Origin of the sequence: Enterobacter sp. kpr-6 (genome assembly GCF_900116015.1) — a bacterium.
Classification (GTDB): Bacteria; Pseudomonadota; Gammaproteobacteria; order Enterobacterales; family Enterobacteriaceae; genus Enterobacter_D.
In genome coordinates, this window is record NZ_FOYH01000006.1 from 23,539 (window position 1) to 42,666 (window position 19,128).

Annotated in this window: 16 protein-coding genes; 11 read left to right on the top strand and 5 right to left on the bottom strand. The window is 54.2% G+C overall.

The genetic code is table 11. The annotated features are described in order from the left end of the window. Positions 1 to 35 precede the first annotated feature (35 nt). The 3 genes from atpG to BM373_RS14700 are packed head-to-tail and all read left to right on the top strand — an operon-like array spanning position 36 to position 2,748. Positions 36 to 899 (top strand): F0F1 ATP synthase subunit gamma, encoded by an 864-nt coding sequence (atpG, locus tag BM373_RS14690; protein ID WP_090462701.1) that lies wholly within the window; start codon positions 36 to 38, stop codon positions 897 to 899. Between the two features lie 26 nt (positions 900 to 925). Beyond that, positions 926 to 2,308 carry a F0F1 ATP synthase subunit beta gene (gene atpD, locus BM373_RS14695; protein ID WP_090462704.1) on the top strand — a complete coding sequence of 461 codons (1,383 nt, stop codon included), beginning with the start codon at positions 926 to 928 and terminating at the stop codon, positions 2,306 to 2,308. Between the two features lie 20 nt (positions 2,309 to 2,328). Further along, a complete protein-coding gene (locus BM373_RS14700) occupies positions 2,329 to 2,748 on the top strand; it encodes a F0F1 ATP synthase subunit epsilon (protein WP_090462707.1) in 420 nt (139 codons plus the stop codon). A 375-nt stretch (positions 2,749 to 3,123) separates the two neighbouring features. Here BM373_RS14700 and BM373_RS14705 read toward each other — a convergent pair whose 3' ends face one another. After that, on the bottom strand, positions 3,124 to 5,301 hold the full coding sequence (locus BM373_RS14705) for a right-handed parallel beta-helix repeat-containing protein (RefSeq protein WP_090463245.1): 2,178 nt from the start codon (positions 5,299 to 5,301) through the stop codon (positions 3,124 to 3,126). Between the two features lie 341 nt (positions 5,302 to 5,642). Between BM373_RS14705 and glmU the strand changes: the two genes are divergently transcribed. The 7 genes from glmU (at position 5,643) to phoU (ending at position 13,927) form a co-directional block, all read left to right on the top strand. After that, entirely contained in the window at positions 5,643 to 7,013 is a 1,371-nt protein-coding gene (gene glmU, locus BM373_RS14710; RefSeq protein WP_090462713.1) for a bifunctional UDP-N-acetylglucosamine diphosphorylase/glucosamine-1-phosphate N-acetyltransferase GlmU, read from the top strand. A 216-nt stretch (positions 7,014 to 7,229) separates the two neighbouring features. Next, entirely contained in the window at positions 7,230 to 9,059 is a 1,830-nt protein-coding gene (gene glmS, locus BM373_RS14715; protein WP_090462716.1) for a glutamine--fructose-6-phosphate transaminase (isomerizing), read from the top strand. Positions 9,060 to 9,347: 288 nt separating this feature from the next. Further along, positions 9,348 to 10,388 (top strand): phosphate ABC transporter substrate-binding protein PstS, encoded by a 1,041-nt coding sequence (gene pstS, locus BM373_RS14720; protein ID WP_090462719.1) that lies wholly within the window; start codon positions 9,348 to 9,350, stop codon positions 10,386 to 10,388. 127 nt (positions 10,389 to 10,515) lie between these two features. Beyond that, entirely contained in the window at positions 10,516 to 11,475 is a 960-nt protein-coding gene (gene pstC, locus BM373_RS14725) for a phosphate ABC transporter permease PstC (RefSeq protein ID WP_090462722.1), read from the top strand. Then, entirely contained in the window at positions 11,475 to 12,365 is an 891-nt protein-coding gene (gene pstA / locus BM373_RS14730) for a phosphate ABC transporter permease PstA (protein WP_090462725.1), read from the top strand. Before pstC ends, pstA begins: the two co-directional genes overlap by 1 nt. A 48-nt stretch (positions 12,366 to 12,413) precedes the next feature. After that, a complete protein-coding gene (pstB, locus tag BM373_RS14735; protein WP_090462728.1) occupies positions 12,414 to 13,187 on the top strand; it encodes a phosphate ABC transporter ATP-binding protein PstB in 774 nt (257 codons plus the stop codon). A 14-nt stretch (positions 13,188 to 13,201) separates the two neighbouring features. After that, positions 13,202 to 13,927, top strand: a complete 726-nt coding sequence (phoU, locus tag BM373_RS14740; protein ID WP_090462731.1) for a phosphate signaling complex protein PhoU — start codon at positions 13,202 to 13,204, stop codon at positions 13,925 to 13,927. Positions 13,928 to 14,052: 125 nt separating this feature from the next. Here the strand turns inward: phoU and yieH are convergent, their stop codons facing one another. Beyond that, on the bottom strand, positions 14,053 to 14,718 hold the full coding sequence (gene yieH, locus BM373_RS14745) for a 6-phosphogluconate phosphatase (RefSeq protein WP_090462735.1): 666 nt from the start codon (positions 14,716 to 14,718) through the stop codon (positions 14,053 to 14,055). Between the two features lie 169 nt (positions 14,719 to 14,887). Here yieH and adeP point away from each other — a divergent pair, with 169 nt between their 5' ends. After that, positions 14,888 to 16,225 carry an adenine permease AdeP gene (gene adeP / locus BM373_RS14750; protein WP_090462738.1) on the top strand — a complete coding sequence of 446 codons (1,338 nt, stop codon included), beginning with the start codon at positions 14,888 to 14,890 and terminating at the stop codon, positions 16,223 to 16,225. A gap of 36 nt (positions 16,226 to 16,261) precedes the next feature. Here the strand turns inward: adeP and BM373_RS14755 are convergent, their stop codons facing one another. The 3 genes from BM373_RS14755 to fucP all read right to left on the bottom strand — a co-directional run bounded on the left by BM373_RS14755 (position 16,262) and on the right by fucP (position 19,115). Further along, positions 16,262 to 16,714, bottom strand: coding sequence for a DUF1198 family protein (locus tag BM373_RS14755; RefSeq protein ID WP_090462741.1), 453 nt, complete (start codon positions 16,712 to 16,714; stop codon positions 16,262 to 16,264). A gap of 66 nt (positions 16,715 to 16,780) precedes the next feature. Then, a complete protein-coding gene (locus tag BM373_RS14760) occupies positions 16,781 to 17,797 on the bottom strand; it encodes an aldose 1-epimerase family protein (protein ID WP_090462743.1) in 1,017 nt (338 codons plus the stop codon). Then, positions 17,769 to 19,115: an L-fucose:H+ symporter permease gene (fucP, locus tag BM373_RS14765; protein WP_090462745.1), complete on the bottom strand. Its 1,347-nt coding sequence runs from the start codon at positions 19,113 to 19,115 to the stop codon at positions 17,769 to 17,771. Before fucP ends, BM373_RS14760 begins: the two co-directional genes overlap by 29 nt. Between the last annotated feature and the right edge of the window lie 13 nt (positions 19,116 to 19,128).

The window sequence follows — 19,128 nt, forward strand, 5'->3', positions numbered from 1 at the left end:
CTTAGGGCAGACCGCAAGGCATTGAGGAGAAGCTCATGGCCGGCGCAAAAGAGATACGTAGTAAGATCGCAAGCGTCCAGAACACGCAAAAGATCACTAAAGCGATGGAGATGGTCGCCGCTTCCAAAATGCGTAAATCGCAGGACAGAATGGCAGCCAGCCGTCCTTATGCAGAGACCATGCGCAAAGTGATTGGTCACCTTGCAAACGGTAATCTGGAATATAAGCACCCTTACCTGGAAGAACGCGACGTTAAACGCGTGGGCTACCTGGTGGTGTCGACCGACCGTGGTCTGTGCGGTGGTTTGAACATTAACCTGTTCAAAAAACTGCTGGCGGATATGAAAGTCTGGTCCGATAAAGGCGTTCAGTGCGACCTCGCAATGATCGGCTCAAAGGGCGTGTCTTTCTTTAATTCCGTGGGTGGCAATATTGTTGCCCAGGTGACCGGTATGGGTGATAACCCGTCCCTGTCCGAACTGATCGGCCCGGTTAAAGTGATGTTGCAGGCCTATGATGAAGGCCGTCTGGACAAGCTGTACATTGTCAGCAACAAATTTATTAACACCATGTCACAGGCCCCGACGCTCACCCAGTTGCTGCCGTTACCGGCATCAGAAGATGATGAGCTGAAACAGAAAGCCTGGGATTACCTGTATGAACCCGATCCGAAACCGCTGCTGGACACCCTGCTGCGTCGTTACGTTGAGTCTCAGGTTTATCAGGGCGTGGTAGAAAACCTGGCCAGCGAGCAGGCCGCACGTATGGTGGCGATGAAAGCCGCTACCGACAATGGCGGCAGCCTGATTAAAGAGCTGCAGTTGGTATACAACAAAGCTCGTCAGGCCAGCATTACTCAGGAACTCACCGAAATCGTCGGTGGTGCATCCGCGGTATAACCAGGTTAATTCGTAGAGGATTCAAGATGGCTACTGGAAAAATTGTCCAGGTAATCGGCGCCGTGGTTGACGTCGAGTTCCCTCAGGATGCCGTACCGCGCGTGTACGATGCTCTTGAGGTTCAGAATGGTAACGAGAGTCTGGTGCTGGAAGCTCAGCAGCAGCTCGGTGGTGGTATCGTGCGTACTATCGCCATGGGTTCTTCTGACGGTCTGCGTCGTGGTCTGGAAGTAAAAGACCTTGAGCACCCGATCGAAGTCCCGGTAGGTAAAGCAACACTGGGTCGTATCATGAACGTGCTGGGTCAGCCGATCGACATGAAAGGCGACATCGGTGAAGAAGAGCGTTGGGCTATCCACCGCGCAGCACCGTCCTACGAAGAGCTGTCCAGCTCTCAGGAACTGCTGGAAACCGGCATCAAAGTTATCGACCTGATGTGTCCGTTCGCTAAGGGCGGTAAAGTTGGTCTGTTCGGTGGTGCGGGTGTAGGTAAAACCGTAAACATGATGGAGCTGATCCGTAACATCGCGATCGAGCACTCCGGTTACTCCGTGTTTGCAGGCGTGGGTGAGCGTACTCGTGAGGGTAACGACTTCTACCACGAAATGACCGACTCCAACGTTCTGGACAAAGTATCCCTGGTTTACGGCCAGATGAACGAGCCGCCGGGAAACCGTCTGCGCGTTGCACTGACCGGCCTGACCATGGCTGAGAAGTTCCGTGACGAAGGTCGTGACGTTCTGCTGTTCGTTGATAACATCTATCGTTACACCCTGGCCGGTACAGAAGTATCTGCACTGCTGGGTCGTATGCCTTCAGCGGTAGGTTACCAGCCGACGCTGGCGGAAGAGATGGGCGTTCTGCAGGAACGTATCACCTCCACCAAAACCGGTTCTATCACCTCCGTTCAGGCGGTATACGTACCTGCGGATGACTTGACTGACCCGTCACCAGCCACCACCTTTGCTCACTTAGATGCAACCGTGGTACTGAGCCGTCAGATCGCGTCTCTGGGTATCTACCCGGCCGTTGACCCGCTGGACTCCACCAGCCGTCAGCTGGATCCGCTGGTGGTTGGTCAGGAACACTACGACACCGCGCGTGGCGTACAGTCCCTGCTGCAACGTTACCAGGAACTGAAAGACATCATCGCCATCCTGGGTATGGATGAATTGTCAGAAGAAGACAAACTGGTGGTAGCTCGCGCTCGTAAGATCCAGCGCTTCCTGTCCCAGCCGTTCTTCGTGGCAGAAGTATTTACCGGTTCTCCGGGCAAATACGTCTCCCTGAAAGACACCATCCGTGGCTTTAAAGGCATTATGGAAGGCGAATACGATCACCTGCCAGAGCAGGCGTTCTACATGGTGGGTTCCATCGAAGAAGCCGTGGAAAAAGCCAAAAAACTTTAACGCCTTAATCGGAGGGTGATATGGCAATGACATACCACCTGGACGTCGTCAGCGCAGAGCAACAAATGTTCTCTGGTACTGTCGAAAAAATCCAGGTAACGGGTAGTGAAGGTGAACTGGGTATTTTCCCTGGTCACGCGCCGCTGCTCACCGCCATTAAGCCTGGTATGATCCGCATCGTAAAACAGTTCGGTCATGAAGAGTTTATCTATCTGTCAGGTGGCGTACTTGAAGTACAGCCTGGTAGCGTGACCGTTCTGGCTGATACCGCTATTCGCGGCCAGGATCTCGACGAAGCGCGAGCCCTGGAGTCGAAGCGTAAAGCCGAAGAGCACATTAAGAGCTCACACGGTGACGTGGATTACGCACAGGCATCAGCGGAACTGGCCAAAGCGATCGCGAAACTGCGCGTTATCGAGTTGACCAAAAAAGCGATGTAAGTACCTGCTTGAAAGGCTAAGCCAGTCTGGGTTTCCAGGCTGGCTTTTTTTATGCCCGTGATAAACAGAGTCAGATAATGAAATGCTGTTTTTAATTTTTTGTGATTAGCTTCACAAAAATGTTGATCGGTTAAAATTTGAGGAGTAGACTTCTTTTTGTGAGCTGAGTCACACAAATTAATCCACTGACCGGGAAAACATCATGAAACTGATTAACAAAATCATCGCTTTCTTCAACAACATGAACGTTTCTTTTGGTACGTTTACGCTGTAATAAACAGTCTGGCTCCACGTTGTACCGCCCATCAAAACGACAACAGCGGGTGGCGTGAGCAGATAAGAATTTTAGGTCGCCCTGAGGCGACCTTTGTTTTTTCAGGGTTTCTTTAAAAAATCACCCAGATTAAAGCTGCCGTCCGTGTTGCGCAGCAGTGGCTGAGGCAATGCCAGCGTCCTGTACTCCTCCTTTTTCACTTCCCTGCCCGTTTGGGTCACACTCTTACCGTCGCGAATAAAAACATTGGTGTCATCAATGTTGCCCACCACGGCATCGTCATATTTTCCCGGCTGGCTGCGTAGCGACAGATTTCCGGTAAACACCCCCTGCGTTTCTGCACTCCCGTAAGGGCTGGGGCGGAAAATATAATTAAAGCGCTGATTGTCTACGGCGACGTTATTGGCGACCTGCAACTTGCCAGGGTTAAAGTTATCGGTAAAACCATCAAGATGATTACCGACCGCAATGCTGTTGCGCACTTCATGCGCGACTGGCTGCCCTTCCCCGCCGAGTTTGAAACCATTGCTGGTGTTATTGCGGGCGATGGAATTCACGATCGTCACCGCCCCATTCGCCCCATCCTCAATCTTATTAAAGAGGTCATAGCCGTCATCAATATTATCGTGGGAATAGCAGCCTTCCAGCCGGTTGCCCTCCCCGACGCGCATCTTCACCGCAAAGCCATCCGCATTGATTTTGCCGGGATCTTCATTACTGAATGATTCAGCGTTCACCACCCGGTTGTAGCTGGCCCAAAGCGGACGACCAATTTTGTCCGGGGAGGAGATCTGAATGCCTGTATCATCGTTCTTATAAGCCACCACGTTTTCGATCAGATTATGACTGCCCTGCACGCGCAGGCTTTTATCAGTGATATGGATACCTTCAATATTCCAGTAATGCGCATCCAGCAACATGCCGTGGATCACCGCCTTACCGTTCGCCTGTAGCGTCTTGGGCCGATCTTTCAGTCCACTGGCGCTCAGGGGGATCGTCGTATTTGGGTAATCGCCTGCGGCAAGGATAATTTTTCCGCCCGGCTGTACCCGATCAACCGCCGTCGCTAAATCCACAGGGGCGTCTACCGTGCCTGCGGCATCGGCTTTACCTGCCGGGGAGGTATAGAGTTCGCTCCCCGTCACGCCGGCGATCCGCTCCACCTGAAGCGATTGCTGTACTGGCGTTTTGTCTTTCCCGCTGGTGGGCGTAAACGTGATGCTGAAATCATTTTTATCCTGCAACGTCGTGGTCAGGGTAAACATCTCCCCCGCTTTAACCGGTTTTTCATTACCGATCACCACTTCGTTTTGACGAACGCTGAAATGGCCGTCGTAATTCGCCCGCGTTTGCAGCGTATAACGCTCCGCCACGCTTTTCTGACCTGATGCAATCTGCATCACTACCGGCCAGCCTTTTGCGACATAGGGGCCGGAGGCGACAGTATGTGCGGGTCCGGTAGTTAGCGAGGCCTCACTGACCGTAATTTTGGCATTCCGGGAAGCAAAGAAGCCGACGTAGTATTTTTCTTTATCCTGAACGGAAATGAGATCGGCATGGGGCACCGCCTGCGTCACCCACTGATCGCTTCCGGCTGGGGCCCAGGCCGTTATAAAGCCGTCATTGGTGCGCTGAAGTTTCAGGCGAAATGTCGGGGTGGCATTCAGATCAACTTCTTCTTTATAACTCTGCCGGGTAATCGATGAACCGGCGTTACCCCATGGCTGCGTAATCCCTTCCCGCGCAATGGCCTGTAATTTGACCCGATGGGCATCTTTTTTATCCTGAGTCATGATGACGTTCATCACCATATTGGATGCCGCCGGAAATTCCTCATACCCCTCTTTCAACGGTTGCTGGCGGGGAAGGCCAATCACGTCGCGCACCAGTAATCCCGCGCCTTCCTGCGCGGCGGGCTTCGCGCCATTCTCCGGGCCAAACTGATCGACCGTCACCGTTGCCTGCAAAACAAAGTTTTCGCTTCCAGGCAGTTCGGTATAGAAGAACGTCAGCCCATCATGCGAATTCGCTATTTTGCCGCCGCGACTTTCGATGATTATTGGTTGGGATAAATCAGCCTGGGAAGTGGGCGTCAGTTTCTTGCCATCAATAGTGACATCGTTGACGCCGATTTTTTCAGGCAGAACGTTAGAGGAAAAGTTCATGTCCACGGACTGCCCGAAGGCGATGGCTTTCCAGACATGGGTATCCTGCGCCAGCGCAGGCAGTGAAATAACGGCTCCGCAGAGCGTGAGGGCCAGAGGGATTTTAGGGTTCATCATATTCTCCAGATTGATGTTTTGGCTATTATCATCAAAATGAAATGCTGTTTCTTTTTTACTCATCACACTACGAGGTAATTAAAACAGTGTTTTTATTTGGCTCATCTTTATTTATGCGGCAAAAAAATAGCAAAAACATCGGGATAAATTTTTTATGACTGAGGGGCAGCACTTTTATGCAGACAAAAATAGGGTTGATGTATAAAAATGCCGCGGTTAAGGCAGGTTTATTCCCTGTTGCGTATTATTTAGCGTACTTACATTTCACGGCGAAAAAAATGTAGTATTTTCAATGCGAAAAAGTAAGACTTCTCACTCAAATTACAGTCAGGATGCGTATGTTGAACAGTGCTATGAGCGTGGTGATCCTTGCCGCTGGTAAAGGAACCCGCATGTATTCCGATCTCCCCAAAGTGCTGCACACCCTTGCCGGGAAAGCGATGGTGCAGCATGTCATTGATGCGGCTAATCAATTGGGTGCCAGCCGTGTGCATCTGGTTTACGGTCACGGTGGCGATCTGCTGAAAGAAACGCTGCATAACGACAACCTGAACTGGGTATTACAGGCAGAGCAATTAGGCACCGGCCATGCAATGCAGCAAGCCGCTCCCGCTTTCGCCGACGATGAAGACATTCTGATGCTGTACGGCGATGTGCCGTTGATTTCCGTCGACACGCTGCAACGTCTGCGTGATGCCAAACCGCAGGGCGGCATTGGTTTACTGACCGTGAAACTTGACGATCCGACGGGCTATGGCCGCATCACCCGTGATAACGGCGTTGTTACCGGCATCGTGGAGCATAAAGATGCGACTGATGCGCAGCGAGAGATTCAGGAGATCAATACCGGCATTCTCATCGCAAACGGTGCGGACTTAAAACGCTGGCTCAGCAAACTGAGCAACAACAATGCGCAGGGTGAATATTACATCACTGACGTTATTGCCATGGCCTATAACGAAGGCCACGAAATTGCTGCTGTGCACCCGGCACGCCTGAGCGAAGTGGAAGGCGTGAATAACCGCCTGCAACTCTCCCGTCTTGAGCGCGTCTACCAGTCCGAGCAGGCAGAAAAACTGCTGCTGGCGGGCGTTATGCTGCGCGATCCCGCGCGTTTTGACCTGCGTGGTTCCCTGACGCACGGGCGGGATGTGGAAATTGATACTAACGTTATCCTTGAAGGCACGGTGACGCTGGGCAACCGCGTGAAGATCGGCGCGGGCTGCGTGATCAAAAACAGCGTCATTGGCGATGATTGTGAGATAAGCCCTTACAGCGTGGTAGAAGACGCTGAGCTGGCAACGGCCTGTACTATCGGCCCGTTTGCGCGTCTGCGCCCCGGCGCACAATTGCTGGACGGTGCGCACGTCGGCAATTTCGTTGAAATGAAAAAAGCGCGTCTCGGCAAAGGCTCAAAGGCCGGTCATCTGACCTACCTGGGCGATGCGGAGATTGGCGACAACGTAAATATTGGTGCCGGGACCATTACCTGTAATTACGACGGGGCTAATAAACACAAAACCATTATTGGTGACGATGTGTTTGTGGGTTCTGATAGCCAACTGGTTGCGCCCGTCAGCGTCGGTCATGGTGCAACGATTGCCGCGGGTACGACAGTGACCCGCGACGTTGCAGATAACGAACTGGTATTAAGCCGCGTCCCGCAGGTTCATAAGCAGTCCTGGGTACGTCCGGTTAAGAAGAAGTAACAGATTCACCCCTCACCCTGGATAGGGTGCGGGGTGGTTTTTCTCCCTCTCCCTGCGGGAGAGGGCCGGGGTGAGGGGCAACGACAATGATTGCCCCCGCCCAAAAGCAGTAAATAAAAAAATAACCCCACTCTCTACAAGGCTCGGGGCACCCGTAAAGGGTAAAACAGGTCAGCGACAACGCATGGCAAAATGCCATTATCAGGAAATGAAACTATGTGTGGAATTGTTGGCGCAGTCGCGCAGCGTGATATTGCTGAAATCCTTCTCGAAGGTTTACGTCGTCTGGAATATCGTGGTTATGACTCTGCGGGTCTGGCCGTGGTCGACAAAGAAGGGCACATGACCCGTCTGCGTCGTCTGGGTAAAGTTCAGATGCTGTCTCAGGCGGCAGAAGAACAGCCTCTGCATGGCGGAACGGGGATTGCGCATACGCGTTGGGCAACTCACGGTGAACCTTCCGAAGAAAACGCGCACCCGCATGTGTCTGAACACATTGTGGTGGTGCATAACGGGATTATCGAAAACCACGAACCGCTGCGCGAAGTCTTGCAGGCGCGTGGTTATGTTTTTGCCTCTGAAACTGACACCGAAGTGATTGCTCACCTGGTGCACTGGGAACTGGAACAGGGCGGCACACTGCGTGATGCCGTGCTGCGTACCATTCCGCAGCTTCGCGGTGCCTACGGTACGGTGATCATGGATACCCGCCATCCAGATACCCTGCTGGCCGCCCGTTCAGGCAGCCCGCTGGTGATTGGTCTTGGCATGGGTGAGAACTTCATCGCCTCCGACCAACTGGCTCTGCTGCCGGTAACCCGCCGCTTTATCTACCTGGAAGAAGGTGATATCGCGGAAGTAACCCGCCGCAGCGTAAACATCTTCGACAAATCTGGCCGCGAAGTGAAGCGCCCGGACATCGAATCTAATTTGCAGTATGACGCGGGTGATAAAGGCATTTACCGCCACTACATGCAGAAAGAGATTTATGAGCAGCCGAACGCGATCAAAAACACGCTGACCGGGCGCATCAGCCACGGTGAGGTGGATTTGACCGAGCTGGGCGCGAACGCCAACGACATGCTCTCCCAGGTTGAGCATATTCAGATCGTCGCCTGCGGCACCTCGTACAACTCCGGTATGGTTTCCCGCTACTGGTTTGAATCGCTGGCGGGCGTACCGTGCGATGTAGAAATCGCCTCTGAATTCCGCTACCGCAAATCTGCCGTGCGCCGTAACAGCCTGATGATCACCCTCTCCCAGTCGGGCGAAACGGCGGATACCCTCGCCGCGCTGCGTCTGTCGAAAGAGCTGGGCTATCTCGGTTCGCTGGCGATTTGTAACGTGCCGGGCTCCTCGCTGGTGCGCGAATCCGATCTGGCGATGATGACCAACGCCGGCACCGAAATCGGCGTGGCTTCCACCAAAGCCTTCACCACGCAGCTCACCGTGCTGCTGATGCTGGTGGCGAAGTTAAGCCGCCTGAAAGGGCTGGATGCGTCCATTGAGCACGACATTGTTCACGGCTTACAGGCGCTGCCGAGCCGCATCGAGCAAATGCTCTCCCAGGATAAACGCATCGAAGCGCTGGCAGAAGATTTCTCCGACAAGCACCACGCCCTGTTCCTCGGCCGTGGCGATCAGTACCCGATCGCACTGGAAGGCGCGCTGAAGCTCAAAGAGATCTCTTACATCCATGCGGAAGCGTACGCCGCAGGCGAGCTGAAACACGGCCCGCTGGCGCTGATTGATGCAGATATGCCGGTGATCGTCGTTGCGCCGAACAACGAACTGCTGGAAAAACTGAAGTCCAACATCGAAGAAGTGCGCGCCCGTGGCGGCCAGCTGTACGTCTTTGCTGACCAGGACGCCGGTTTTAACAGCAGCGAAAACATGCACATCATCGAGATGCCGCATGTGGAAGAAGTCATCGCTCCGATCTTCTACACCGTACCGCTGCAACTGCTGGCGTATCACGTCGCGCTGATCAAAGGCACCGACGTTGACCAGCCGCGTAACCTGGCAAAATCGGTTACTGTCGAGTAATCCTGCAACCGCCCCGTCTGCAAAGTCGGGGCGTTTTCACGCCTTTCTTTATGACAAACTGTCATCTTCAGCTACTTTTTATCCTGTAATAAAAAGAAAATATACCCGTAATAATTCCTTCATTCTCTTCATATCTTTTTGATTTTTAGATAATTATTTATGATGACACTGAGATCTCAGGGGTTGTCATAAAACTGTCATATTTCATACATTTTACTGTCACCTGTTTGTCCTATTTTGCTCTCGTAGCCACTTAAACAATGATTTACGAATCTTGCAGGAGACATTATGAAAGCCATGCGTACCACTGTCGCCACTGTTGTCGCCGCGACCTTATCCCTGAGCGCTTTCGCTGCTAACGCAGCCGCAAGCCTGACCGGCGCGGGTGCAACTTTCCCGGCGCCAGTGTATGCCAAATGGGCAGATACCTATCAGAAAGAAACCGGTAGCAAAGTTAACTACCAGGGTATCGGCTCCTCCGGCGGCGTGAAGCAAATCATTGCTAACACCGTCGATTTTGGCGCGTCTGATGCTCCTCTGTCTGATGAGAAACTGGCTCAGGAAGGCCTGTTCCAGTTCCCGACCGTTATCGGTGGCGTGGTGCTGGCAGTCAACATCCCAGGTCTGAAATCTGGCGAGCTGGTGCTGGATGGTAAAACTCTGGGCGACATCTACCTGGGCAAAATCAAGAAGTGGGATGACGAAGCCATCACCAAACTGAACCCAGGCCTGAAACTGCCTTCACAGAACATCGCTGTGGTTCGTCGTGCTGACGGTTCCGGTACCTCTTTCGTGTTCACCAGCTACCTGGCAAAAGTGAACGAAGAGTGGAAATCTAAAGTAGGCGCAGGCTCTACCGTAAACTGGCCGACCGGTCTGGGCGGTAAAGGCAACGACGGCATCGCCGCGTTCGTACAGCGTCTGCCGGGTTCTATCGGTTATGTTGAATACGCCTACGCCAAGCAGAACAACCTGGCTTACACCAAACTGGTTTCTGCCGACGGCAAACCGGTTAGCCCGACCGAAGACAGCTTCGCTAACGCCGCTAAAGGCGTGGACTGGAGCAAATCCTTCGCTCAGGACCTGACCAACCAGAAAGGTGACGACGCATGGCCAATCACCTCCACCACTTTCATCCTGGTTCACAAAGAATCCAAAAAGCCTGAGCAGAGCGCTGAAGTGCTGAAATTCTTCGACTGGGCTTACAAAGACGGTGCTAAACAGGCGAACGATCTGGATTACGCCAGCCTGCCGGACAGCGTGGTTGAGCAGGTTCGTGCTGCATGGAAAACCAACGTGAAAGACAGCAGCGGTAAAGCGCTGTACTAATAGCAGAAATTAACGAAAATGGCGGGTGGCATAAATGCAGCCCGCTCTACAGTTAAACCTGTAGGCCCGGTCAGCGTTAGCGCCACCGGGCAACTTCGTAAAATGTATTTAACTAAAAGAGTGACATATGGCTGCAACCAAGCCTGCTTTTAACCCTCCGGGGAAACAAGGTGACATGATCTTCAGCGCGCTGGTAAAACTGGCTGCGCTGATTGTGCTATTGCTGCTGGGCGGCATTATCCTGTCGCTGATTGTCTCCTCCTGGCCAAGCATCCAGAAATTCGGCTTCTCCTTCCTGTGGAGCAAAGAGTGGGATGCGCCTAACGATATTTACGGTGCGCTCGTTCCGATTTACGGCACCCTCGTCACCTCATTTATCGCATTGCTGATCGCCGTTCCGGTGAGCTTCGGCATTGCACTGTTCCTGACGGAACTGGCACCAGGCTGGCTTAAGCGTCCGCTGGGGATCGCCATTGAACTGCTGGCGGCCATTCCAAGTATTGTTTACGGCATGTGGGGGCTGTTTATTTTCGCCCCGCTGTTTGCGAAATACTTCCAGGAGCCGGTCGGTAACGTGCTGTCTAACATCCCGTTTGTGGGTGCGCTATTTTCCGGCCCGGCCTTTGGTATCGGTATTCTCGCGGCTGGCGTCATCCTCGCCATCATGATCATTCCGTACATCGCCTCGGTTATGCGCGACGTGTTCGAGCAGACGCCGGTAATGATGAAAGAGTCCGCGTACGGCATCGGCTGCACCACCTGGGAAGTGATCTGGCGCATCGTCCTGCCGTTCACCAAAAACGGGGTGATCGGTGGCGTGATGCTCGGTCTGGGCCGCGCACTGGGTGAAACCATGGCCGTGACCTTTATCATCGGTAACACCTACCAGCTCGACAGCGCCTCGCTTTACATGCCGGGCAACAGCATCACCTCGGCGCTGGCTAACGAATTTGCGGAAGCGGAATCCGGTCTGCACGTTGCCGCGCTGATGGAACTGGGCCTGATCCTGTTCGTCATTACCTTTATCGTGCTGGCGATTTCTAAAGTCATGATCATGCGTCTGGCGAAAAACGAGGGGGCGCGCTAATGGCTACGCTGGAAATGCAAAACACCACGGCGCTGGCTGAATCGCGCCGTAAGATGCAGGCTCGCCGCCGCAACCGTAACCGCATCGCTCTGACCCTCTCCATGGCGACCATGGCGTTCGGTCTTTTCTGGCTGGTGTGGATCCTGTTCTCCACCGTCACCCGTGGTATCGACGGGATGTCGCTGGCGCTGTTCACCGAAATGACGCCGCCGCCAAACACGGCGGGTGGCGGTCTGGCGAACGCCCTGGCGGGCAGCGGATTGTTAATTCTCTGGGCGACCATATTTGGTACGCCGCTGGGCATCATGGCGGGCATCTACCTCGCAGAGTACGGGCGTAAATCCTGGCTTGCGGAAGTGATTCGTTTCATCAACGACATCCTGCTCTCCGCGCCATCCATTGTGGTCGGTCTGTTCGTTTACACCATCGTTGTCGCGCAAATGGAGCACTTCTCCGGCTGGGCGGGCGTGATCGCGCTGGCGCTGCTGCAGGTGCCGATTGTGATCCGTACCACCGAGAACATGCTCAAACTGGTGCCGGACAGCCTGCGTGAAGCGGCCTACGCCCTGGGTACGCCGAAGTGGAAAATGATTTCCGCGATCACCTTAAAAGCCTCGATCTCCGGCATTCTGACCGGTGTGCTGCTGGCGATCGCCCGTATTGCGGGCGAAACCGCACCGCTGCTGTTTACCGCGCTCTCCAACCAGTTCTGGAGCACGGACATGATGCAGCCAATCGCTAACCTGCCGGTGACGATTTTCAAATTTGCCATGAGCCCGTTTGCGGAATGGCAGCAACTGGCCTGGGCGGGCGTTCTGCTCATCACCCTGTGCGTACTGTTACTGAACATTCTGGCGCGCGTGATCTTCGCGAAGAAGAAACACGGTTAATATTTTGCGGCGTGGCTCTGGGCCGCGCCGAATGAGGAAAAGAGTAAAATGAGTATGGTTGATACAGCATCCGGTAAGATTCAGGTTCGCGATCTGAACTTCTATTACGGGAAATTCCATGCCCTGAAAAACATCAACCTGGATATTGCAAAAAACCAGGTGACGGCGTTTATCGGTCCGTCAGGCTGTGGCAAATCCACCCTGCTGCGTACATTTAACAAAATGTACTCGCTCTACCCGGAGCAGCGCGCGGAAGGTGAAATCCTGCTTGATGGCGACAACATTCTGACCAATACCCAGGACATCGCCCTGCTGCGTGCCAAAGTGGGCATGGTGTTCCAGAAACCGACGCCGTTCCCGATGTCCATCTATGACAACATCGCGTTTGGTGTGCGCCTGTTTGAAAAGCTCTCCCGCGCCGATATGGACGAGCGTGTGCAGTGGGCATTGACCAAGGCCGCACTCTGGAATGAAACCAAAGATAAATTACATCAGAGTGGGTACTCTCTCTCCGGTGGTCAGCAGCAGCGTCTTTGTATCGCGCGCGGCATCGCCATTCGCCCGGAAGTGCTCCTGCTTGATGAACCCTGTTCAGCGCTGGACCCCATCTCCACCGGGCGTATCGAAGAGCTGATCACGGAGTTAAAACAGGATTACACCGTGGTAATCGTGACCCACAACATGCAGCAGGCAGCGCGTTGCTCCGATCATACGGCATTTATGTACCTCGGCGAGTTAATAGAGTTCAGTAACACCGACGACCTGTTTACGAAGCCCGCGAAAAAACAAACTGAAGACTATATTACTGGCCGCTACGGTTGATTCGGGAGTACACCATGGACAATCTCAATCTTAATAAACACATTTCCGGCCAGTTTAACGCCGAGCTGGAAAGCATTCGCACTCAGGTTATGACCATGGGTGGCATGGTGGAGCAACAGCTTTCGGATGCCATCACCGCTATGCACAATCAGGATAGCGAACTGGCAAAACGCGTGGTGGAAGGCGATCAACAGGTGAACATGATGGAAGTCGCCATCGACGAAGCCTGTGTGCGCATCATCGCCAAGCGTCAGCCGACGGCGAGCGATCTGCGTCTGGTGATGGCGATTATCAAAACCATCGCCGAACTGGAACGTATCGGTGACGTAGCGGATAAAATTTGCCGCACCGCGCTTGAGAAATTCTCCCACCAGCATCAACCGCTGCTGGTAAGCCTCGAGTCGCTGGGCCGCCACACCGTGCAGATGCTGCACGACGTGCTGGATGCGTTTGCGCGTATGGATCTTGACGAAGCGGTGCGTATTTACCGTGAAGACAAGAAAGTGGATCAGGAATACGAAGGCATTGTGCGTCAGCTGATGACCTACATGATGGAAGATCCGCGCACCATTCCCAGTGTCCTGACCGCCCTGTTCTGCGCGCGCTCCATTGAGCGTATCGGCGACCGCTGCCAGAACATTTGCGAGTATATTTTCTACTTCGTGAAGGGCCAGGATTTCCGCCACGTGGGCGGCGACGAGCTTGATAAGCTACTGGCGGGGAAAGACCCGAAAGAGTGAGTTAACACCCCTCACCCCGACCCTCTCCCCTGGGGAGAGGGGGAAGGGCAAGATCGGTGATGAGCATAAACCCGCGCTCGATCTGTCCCCTCTCCCTCAGGGAGAGGGTTAGGGTGAGGGTGAAATTACCGGGTAATCTCCCACCCGCGCGCCTTCCACAGCCCCGGCAACTGCGCCAGCTCAGTAAACGTCGTCACCTTCGGGTGTTCAATCGGCTTATTATGAGGATCGGCACAGAAGTAAAACACCTCCATCCCCGCATCAATCCCTGACTGCGCCCCTGCGGAAGAATCATCCACCAGAATGCACTTTGTCGGATCAACACCCATCGCTTTCGCCGCGTGGAACATCAGTGCCGGATCGGGCTTCCAGCGCTGAATGTCATAGCCGCTGAATAGCAAATCCGGGAAATGATGCAGCATCCCGAGCTTACCCAGGGAATGGTTCATCTTGCTCACCGGGCCGTTCGACACCACGCACATCGGCACGGTCATCGAATCCAGCAGCGCATTTGCGCCAGCAATAACCTCAAGTTCACTGTCGAACAGGCGTGCGACCTCGGCGCGATAGACCGGCTCCAGATCGGCTTTCGCCAGATCCACGCCGTGTTCGGCATTAATGATGTCGATGATCTCGTAAAGCTTCACGCCTTTAAAACGCTTAAATATCTCTTCAAGATCGAGCGTAATGCCAAATTCCTGGAACATATGAACATACGCTCTGGAACAAATCACTTCGCTATCGACCAGCGTACCGTCACAGTCGAAAAATACCGCTTCAATTTGAGACATGCCATTTCCTGTTCAAAGCAAGTTTAACGTTTTCTTCCCGCAGATATCGCAACGCAATCGTTGCCGTATAAGCAAAATCAATGAAAAAAAGTGCATCTTACCCGTCAATAGTGCCGCATTTTGGTATAGGATAGCGACCGGATTTTCCCTTCCCGTTTGGAAATTGATAATGAGCCAACAACACACCACCCAGCCATCCGGCCAGGGGTTGCTCGAGCGCGTGTTTAAACTGCGCGAGCACGGCACGACGGCACGCACTGAAGTGATCGCCGGTTTCACCACCTTTTTAACGATGGTTTACATCGTCTTTGTAAATCCACAAATTCTGGGCGTTGCTGGCATGGATACCAGCGCCGTCTTCGTCACCACCTGTCTTATCGCCGCGTTCGGCAGCATCCTGATGGGCCTGTTTGCCAACCTGCCGGTGGCGCTGGCTCCGGCCATGGGCCTGAACGCCTTCTTCGCCTTCGTGGTGGTCCAGGCGATGGGCCTGCCTTGGCAGGTCGGTATGGGCGCGATTTTCTGGGGCGCGGTCGGCCTGCTGCTGCTGACGATTTTCCGCGTGCGTTACTGGATGATTGCCAATATTCCGGTCAGCCTGCGCGTGGGTATCACCAGCGGCATCGGTCTGTTCATCGGCATGATGGGGCTGAAAAACGCTGGCGTGATCGTCGCTAACCCGGAAACGCTGGTGGCTATCGGTAACCTGACCTCGCACAGCGTCCTGCTGGGCGTGCTCGGCTTCTTTATCATCGCCATCCTCGCCTCCCGTAATATTCACGCGGCGGTGCTGGTTTCTATCATCGTGACCACGCTGCTCGGCTGGTGGCTTGGCGACGTGCAGTTCCACGGCGTTGTCTCTGCGCCGCCGAGCGTCACCAGCGTCATTGGTCATGTCGATCTGGCCGGGTCGTTTAACCTGGGGCTGGCGGGCGTGATTTTCTCCTTCATGCTGGTTAACCTGTTCGACTCCTCCGGTACGCTGATTGGCGTGACCGACAAAGCAGGCCTGGCAGATGAAAAGGGTAAATTCCCGCGCATGAAGCAGGCGCTGTATGTGGACAGCATCTCGTCGGTGACCGGGTCGTTTATCGGCACCTCATCCGTGACCGCCTATATCGAATCCTCGTCCGGTGTTTCCGTCGGGGGCCGCACCGGTCTGACCGCCGTGGTCGTTGGTCTGCTGTTCCTGCTGGTGATTTTCCTGTCACCGCTGGCGGGCATGGTGCCGCCGTATGCCGCCGCAGGCGCGCTGATTTACGTGGGCGTGCTGATGACCTCAAGCCTTGCGCGCGTGAAATGGGACGATCTGACCGAATCCGTTCCGGCGTTTATCACCGCTGTGATGATGCCGTTCAGCTTCTCCATCACCGAAGGCATCGCGCTGGGCTTCATCTCCTACTGCGTGATGAAAATCGGTACCGGTCGCCTGCGCGAGCTGAGTCCGTGCGTGATCGTAGTGGCCCTGCTGTTTGTGCTGAAGATTGTCTTTATCGACGCACATTAATAGTTGTGATGATCTCGCCCTGTTTCAGGGCGAGAATCAGTGCAGCCAGTGAACCCCTTCCTCTGGCATAAACTGCGCGTTATAGCGCATCTGAAAGGCGTTGATCTCCGCCACATCCGGTTCCAGTTCACGTAGAAACCCGAGCGCCAGACGAATTTGCGCATCCGTCAGCGGGGCGGCCAGCCGTGCTTTTTTCAGCATCCGGTGCCAGTACTGCATATTCTGTTCGCTGCCATCGACAATGCACGCCTGCCAGACAAACAGCACCTGGGCGGCATTCTGCAAATGCGCTTCATCCGGGCGCGCCAGATAGTGGATGTACTCCGCCCCCGCCGTTTTGCCAAGCTGGTCGATCATCGATTCAACCGGCACCGGCGTAATGCCAAGCCGCTCGCTCAGACGGCGCACCGCCCGCCGGGAATCTGACGTTAACACCCGGAATCCCACTACAAACACCACCACCAGCGTCGCCAGCATTATCCAAATCATGAACGCTCCTGCTTCTTACCCGAGCGCTTATCATAAGGGGAAATGCGGCGACGTACATCGTCAGTTTTACCCGGCAATGCCGGTGGTGACCGTAAAGCAGCGGGTTTCTTTTGGCGCAATTGTTTGCAGCGTGCCGCTGGCCTGTGCCGCGAGGAATCCCTCCGGGCGACAGGTCGCCGGAAGCGCAAACGCCGCCACCTGCTGATCGCCGTTATACAAAATCCAGCGCGTCACATGGTTAAACTCCGCGCTAGCAAAACGGGTCACAAAAGTGGTGCCGTCCGGCGCGGTCATCTGAAACTCCGGCGTCGCGGTGTAGCGATCGAGTTTATCGGCAAAAAAGACGATTTCCGGATCGTAATACTGCGGTTCCGAAAGCGTTTTCAGTGACGCTTCACCGTGCTGGATACGCGCGTTAAACGCCAGCCACTGTTCGGTCGGTTTAACGTGCGCCGGAATGGACATCCGCAGCGCCAGCGCCTCGTCCGGCAGATTCTGGCTAAAGGTGGCATCCGGCACATACGCGTAATTCATGTGGCACATGTACTGAAGCGGCATCGCCACCGACGCCAGATTGGTCACCGCCATGTGAATATCAAACAGCGCGCTGGCTTTATGCAGCGTCACCGCAGGTTCAGCGCAATAATGATGACCGAATCCCATCACGTATTCATAACGCCCGCAAATGCGAAGCTGGTCACCGTCCAGTTCAAGCCAGGCCTCATCCATCGCGGCACAGGCCATTTCACCGTGCAGCGCATGGGTGTCGTCGGGCGACGGGCAGCCGTTCGCCAGCAGCCCGGAGTGAAAGGCGAAACAGCCGTAGGTTTCGACAATCTCTTTGGCCGGTTTCGGCTGGCTGAACATATTGCGCATGGTCAGATCGTGGCCGTCGAACTGCGCGTCCCAGATCATCTGCCCAAGCCACGGCAGGATCACCAGATGGCCGCGTGCGTTAGAGACTTTCAGCCCTTCCACACCGCCCGGATAGCGAAAAGCGCTTACCGTAAAATCCGCGTTTTCCAGCAGCGTTTTGGGCTGCGCGGTAAATAAATCACGCCACAGTGTCAGACGCGTTGCCATGATTTGTCTCCTCATTCACCGTCACATCGCGACGGATTTTAGATTCACGCCAGAAATAGATGCCGACATACACAAAGCACAGCATGGACACCAGGAACGACAGTTGCAGCGAGTGGAACATATCCGCCACGTAGCCCTGCACCGCAGGCACCACCGCCGCGCCGACAATCGCCATTACGATCACCGCGCCCGCCATTTCGGTGTGTTCGTTATCTACTGTGTCCAGCGTTCCGGCGTAGATGGTCGCCCAGCACGGCCCGAACAGAATGCTCACCAGCACCGCCACGTACACCGCGCTAAAGCTCGGAGCCAGCGCGACATAGGCCAGGAATAGCGCCCCGATCACCGAATAGAGGATCAGCACCTTTTCCGGGTTAAAACGGGTCATCAGAATGTTGGCGACAAACTTGCCGATAAAGAAGCAGGCGAAGCTGTACACCATAAAGTTGGACGCATCGCGTTCGTTAATATCACCCAGTTCCAGCGCCAGACGAATGGTGAACGACCACACCGCCACCTGCATTCCGACATATAAAAACTGCGCAATGATACCGCGACGGAAACGGGCGTTACCCGCCAGATAGCGCAGCGTGTCGGCTGCCGACGGGCGTTTACGGCTGGCGGTATGCGCCACTTTGCAGGTCGGGAAGCGGGTCAGCATAAACAGCACCATCACCACCACCAGCACCATAATCATGTACTTGTAGGGTTCGAGAGTGTTTTCCAGCATCAGCACTTTGAAATCGTGGATCTGCGCTGGTGTCATGCCCGCCATCTGTTTTTCCAGGCTGTCGCCCTCGGAAAATACCAGATATTTGCCGAGCAAAATGCCCGCCGCCGCACCGATTGGGTAGAAGGTCTGGCTGACGTTCAGGCGCAGCGTGGCGTGGGACTTCGGCCCCAGCATGGAGCTGTAGGTGTTGGCGGCGGTTTCCAGGAAACTTAAGCCGATAGCGATAGCAAAAATCGCGGCGAGGAACATGGTGTAGGTAGCCATGTGCGATGCCGGGAAGAATAATGTACAGCCGACGATATAGAGCGTCAGGCCGATTAATATGGCGATCTTATAACTGCTTTTTTTAATTACCAGCGACGCCGGAATAGCAATTAAAAAATACCCGCCGTAAAACGCACTCTGCACTAAGGCAGAGGCGAAGTTACTTAATGAAAATACGCTTTTAAACTGCGTAATTAAAATATCATTTAACGCAGCAGCGCATCCCCATAGCGGGAATAAGCAGGATAACAAAATAAACTGGAACAGAGGTGTTTTATTCAGATACCCGTCAGGCATCTGAACGATGTTTTTATCGTTCATAGTGCTACCTTTT

Coding starts and splice junctions, on each gene's coding strand:
- atpG (WP_090462701.1), top strand. CDS start 36: ATGGCCGGCGCAAAAGAGATACGTAGTAAGATCGCAAGCGTCCAGAAC.
- atpD (WP_090462704.1), top strand. CDS start 926: ATGGCTACTGGAAAAATTGTCCAGGTAATCGGCGCCGTGGTTGACGTC.
- BM373_RS14700 (WP_090462707.1), top strand. CDS start 2,329: ATGGCAATGACATACCACCTGGACGTCGTCAGCGCAGAGCAACAAATG.
- BM373_RS14705 (WP_090463245.1), bottom strand. CDS start 5,301: ATGAACCCTAAAATCCCTCTGGCCCTCACGCTCTGCGGAGCCGTTATT.
- glmU (WP_090462713.1), top strand. CDS start 5,643: ATGTTGAACAGTGCTATGAGCGTGGTGATCCTTGCCGCTGGTAAAGGA.
- glmS (WP_090462716.1), top strand. CDS start 7,230: ATGTGTGGAATTGTTGGCGCAGTCGCGCAGCGTGATATTGCTGAAATC.
- pstS (WP_090462719.1), top strand. CDS start 9,348: ATGAAAGCCATGCGTACCACTGTCGCCACTGTTGTCGCCGCGACCTTA.
- pstC (WP_090462722.1), top strand. CDS start 10,516: ATGGCTGCAACCAAGCCTGCTTTTAACCCTCCGGGGAAACAAGGTGAC.
- pstA (WP_090462725.1), top strand. CDS start 11,475: ATGGCTACGCTGGAAATGCAAAACACCACGGCGCTGGCTGAATCGCGC.
- pstB (WP_090462728.1), top strand. CDS start 12,414: ATGAGTATGGTTGATACAGCATCCGGTAAGATTCAGGTTCGCGATCTG.
- phoU (WP_090462731.1), top strand. CDS start 13,202: ATGGACAATCTCAATCTTAATAAACACATTTCCGGCCAGTTTAACGCC.
- yieH (WP_090462735.1), bottom strand. CDS start 14,718: ATGTCTCAAATTGAAGCGGTATTTTTCGACTGTGACGGTACGCTGGTC.
- adeP (WP_090462738.1), top strand. CDS start 14,888: ATGAGCCAACAACACACCACCCAGCCATCCGGCCAGGGGTTGCTCGAG.
- BM373_RS14755 (WP_090462741.1), bottom strand. CDS start 16,714: ATGATTTGGATAATGCTGGCGACGCTGGTGGTGGTGTTTGTAGTGGGA.
- BM373_RS14760 (WP_090462743.1), bottom strand. CDS start 17,797: ATGGCAACGCGTCTGACACTGTGGCGTGATTTATTTACCGCGCAGCCC.
- fucP (WP_090462745.1), bottom strand. CDS start 19,115: ATGAACGATAAAAACATCGTTCAGATGCCTGACGGGTATCTGAATAAA.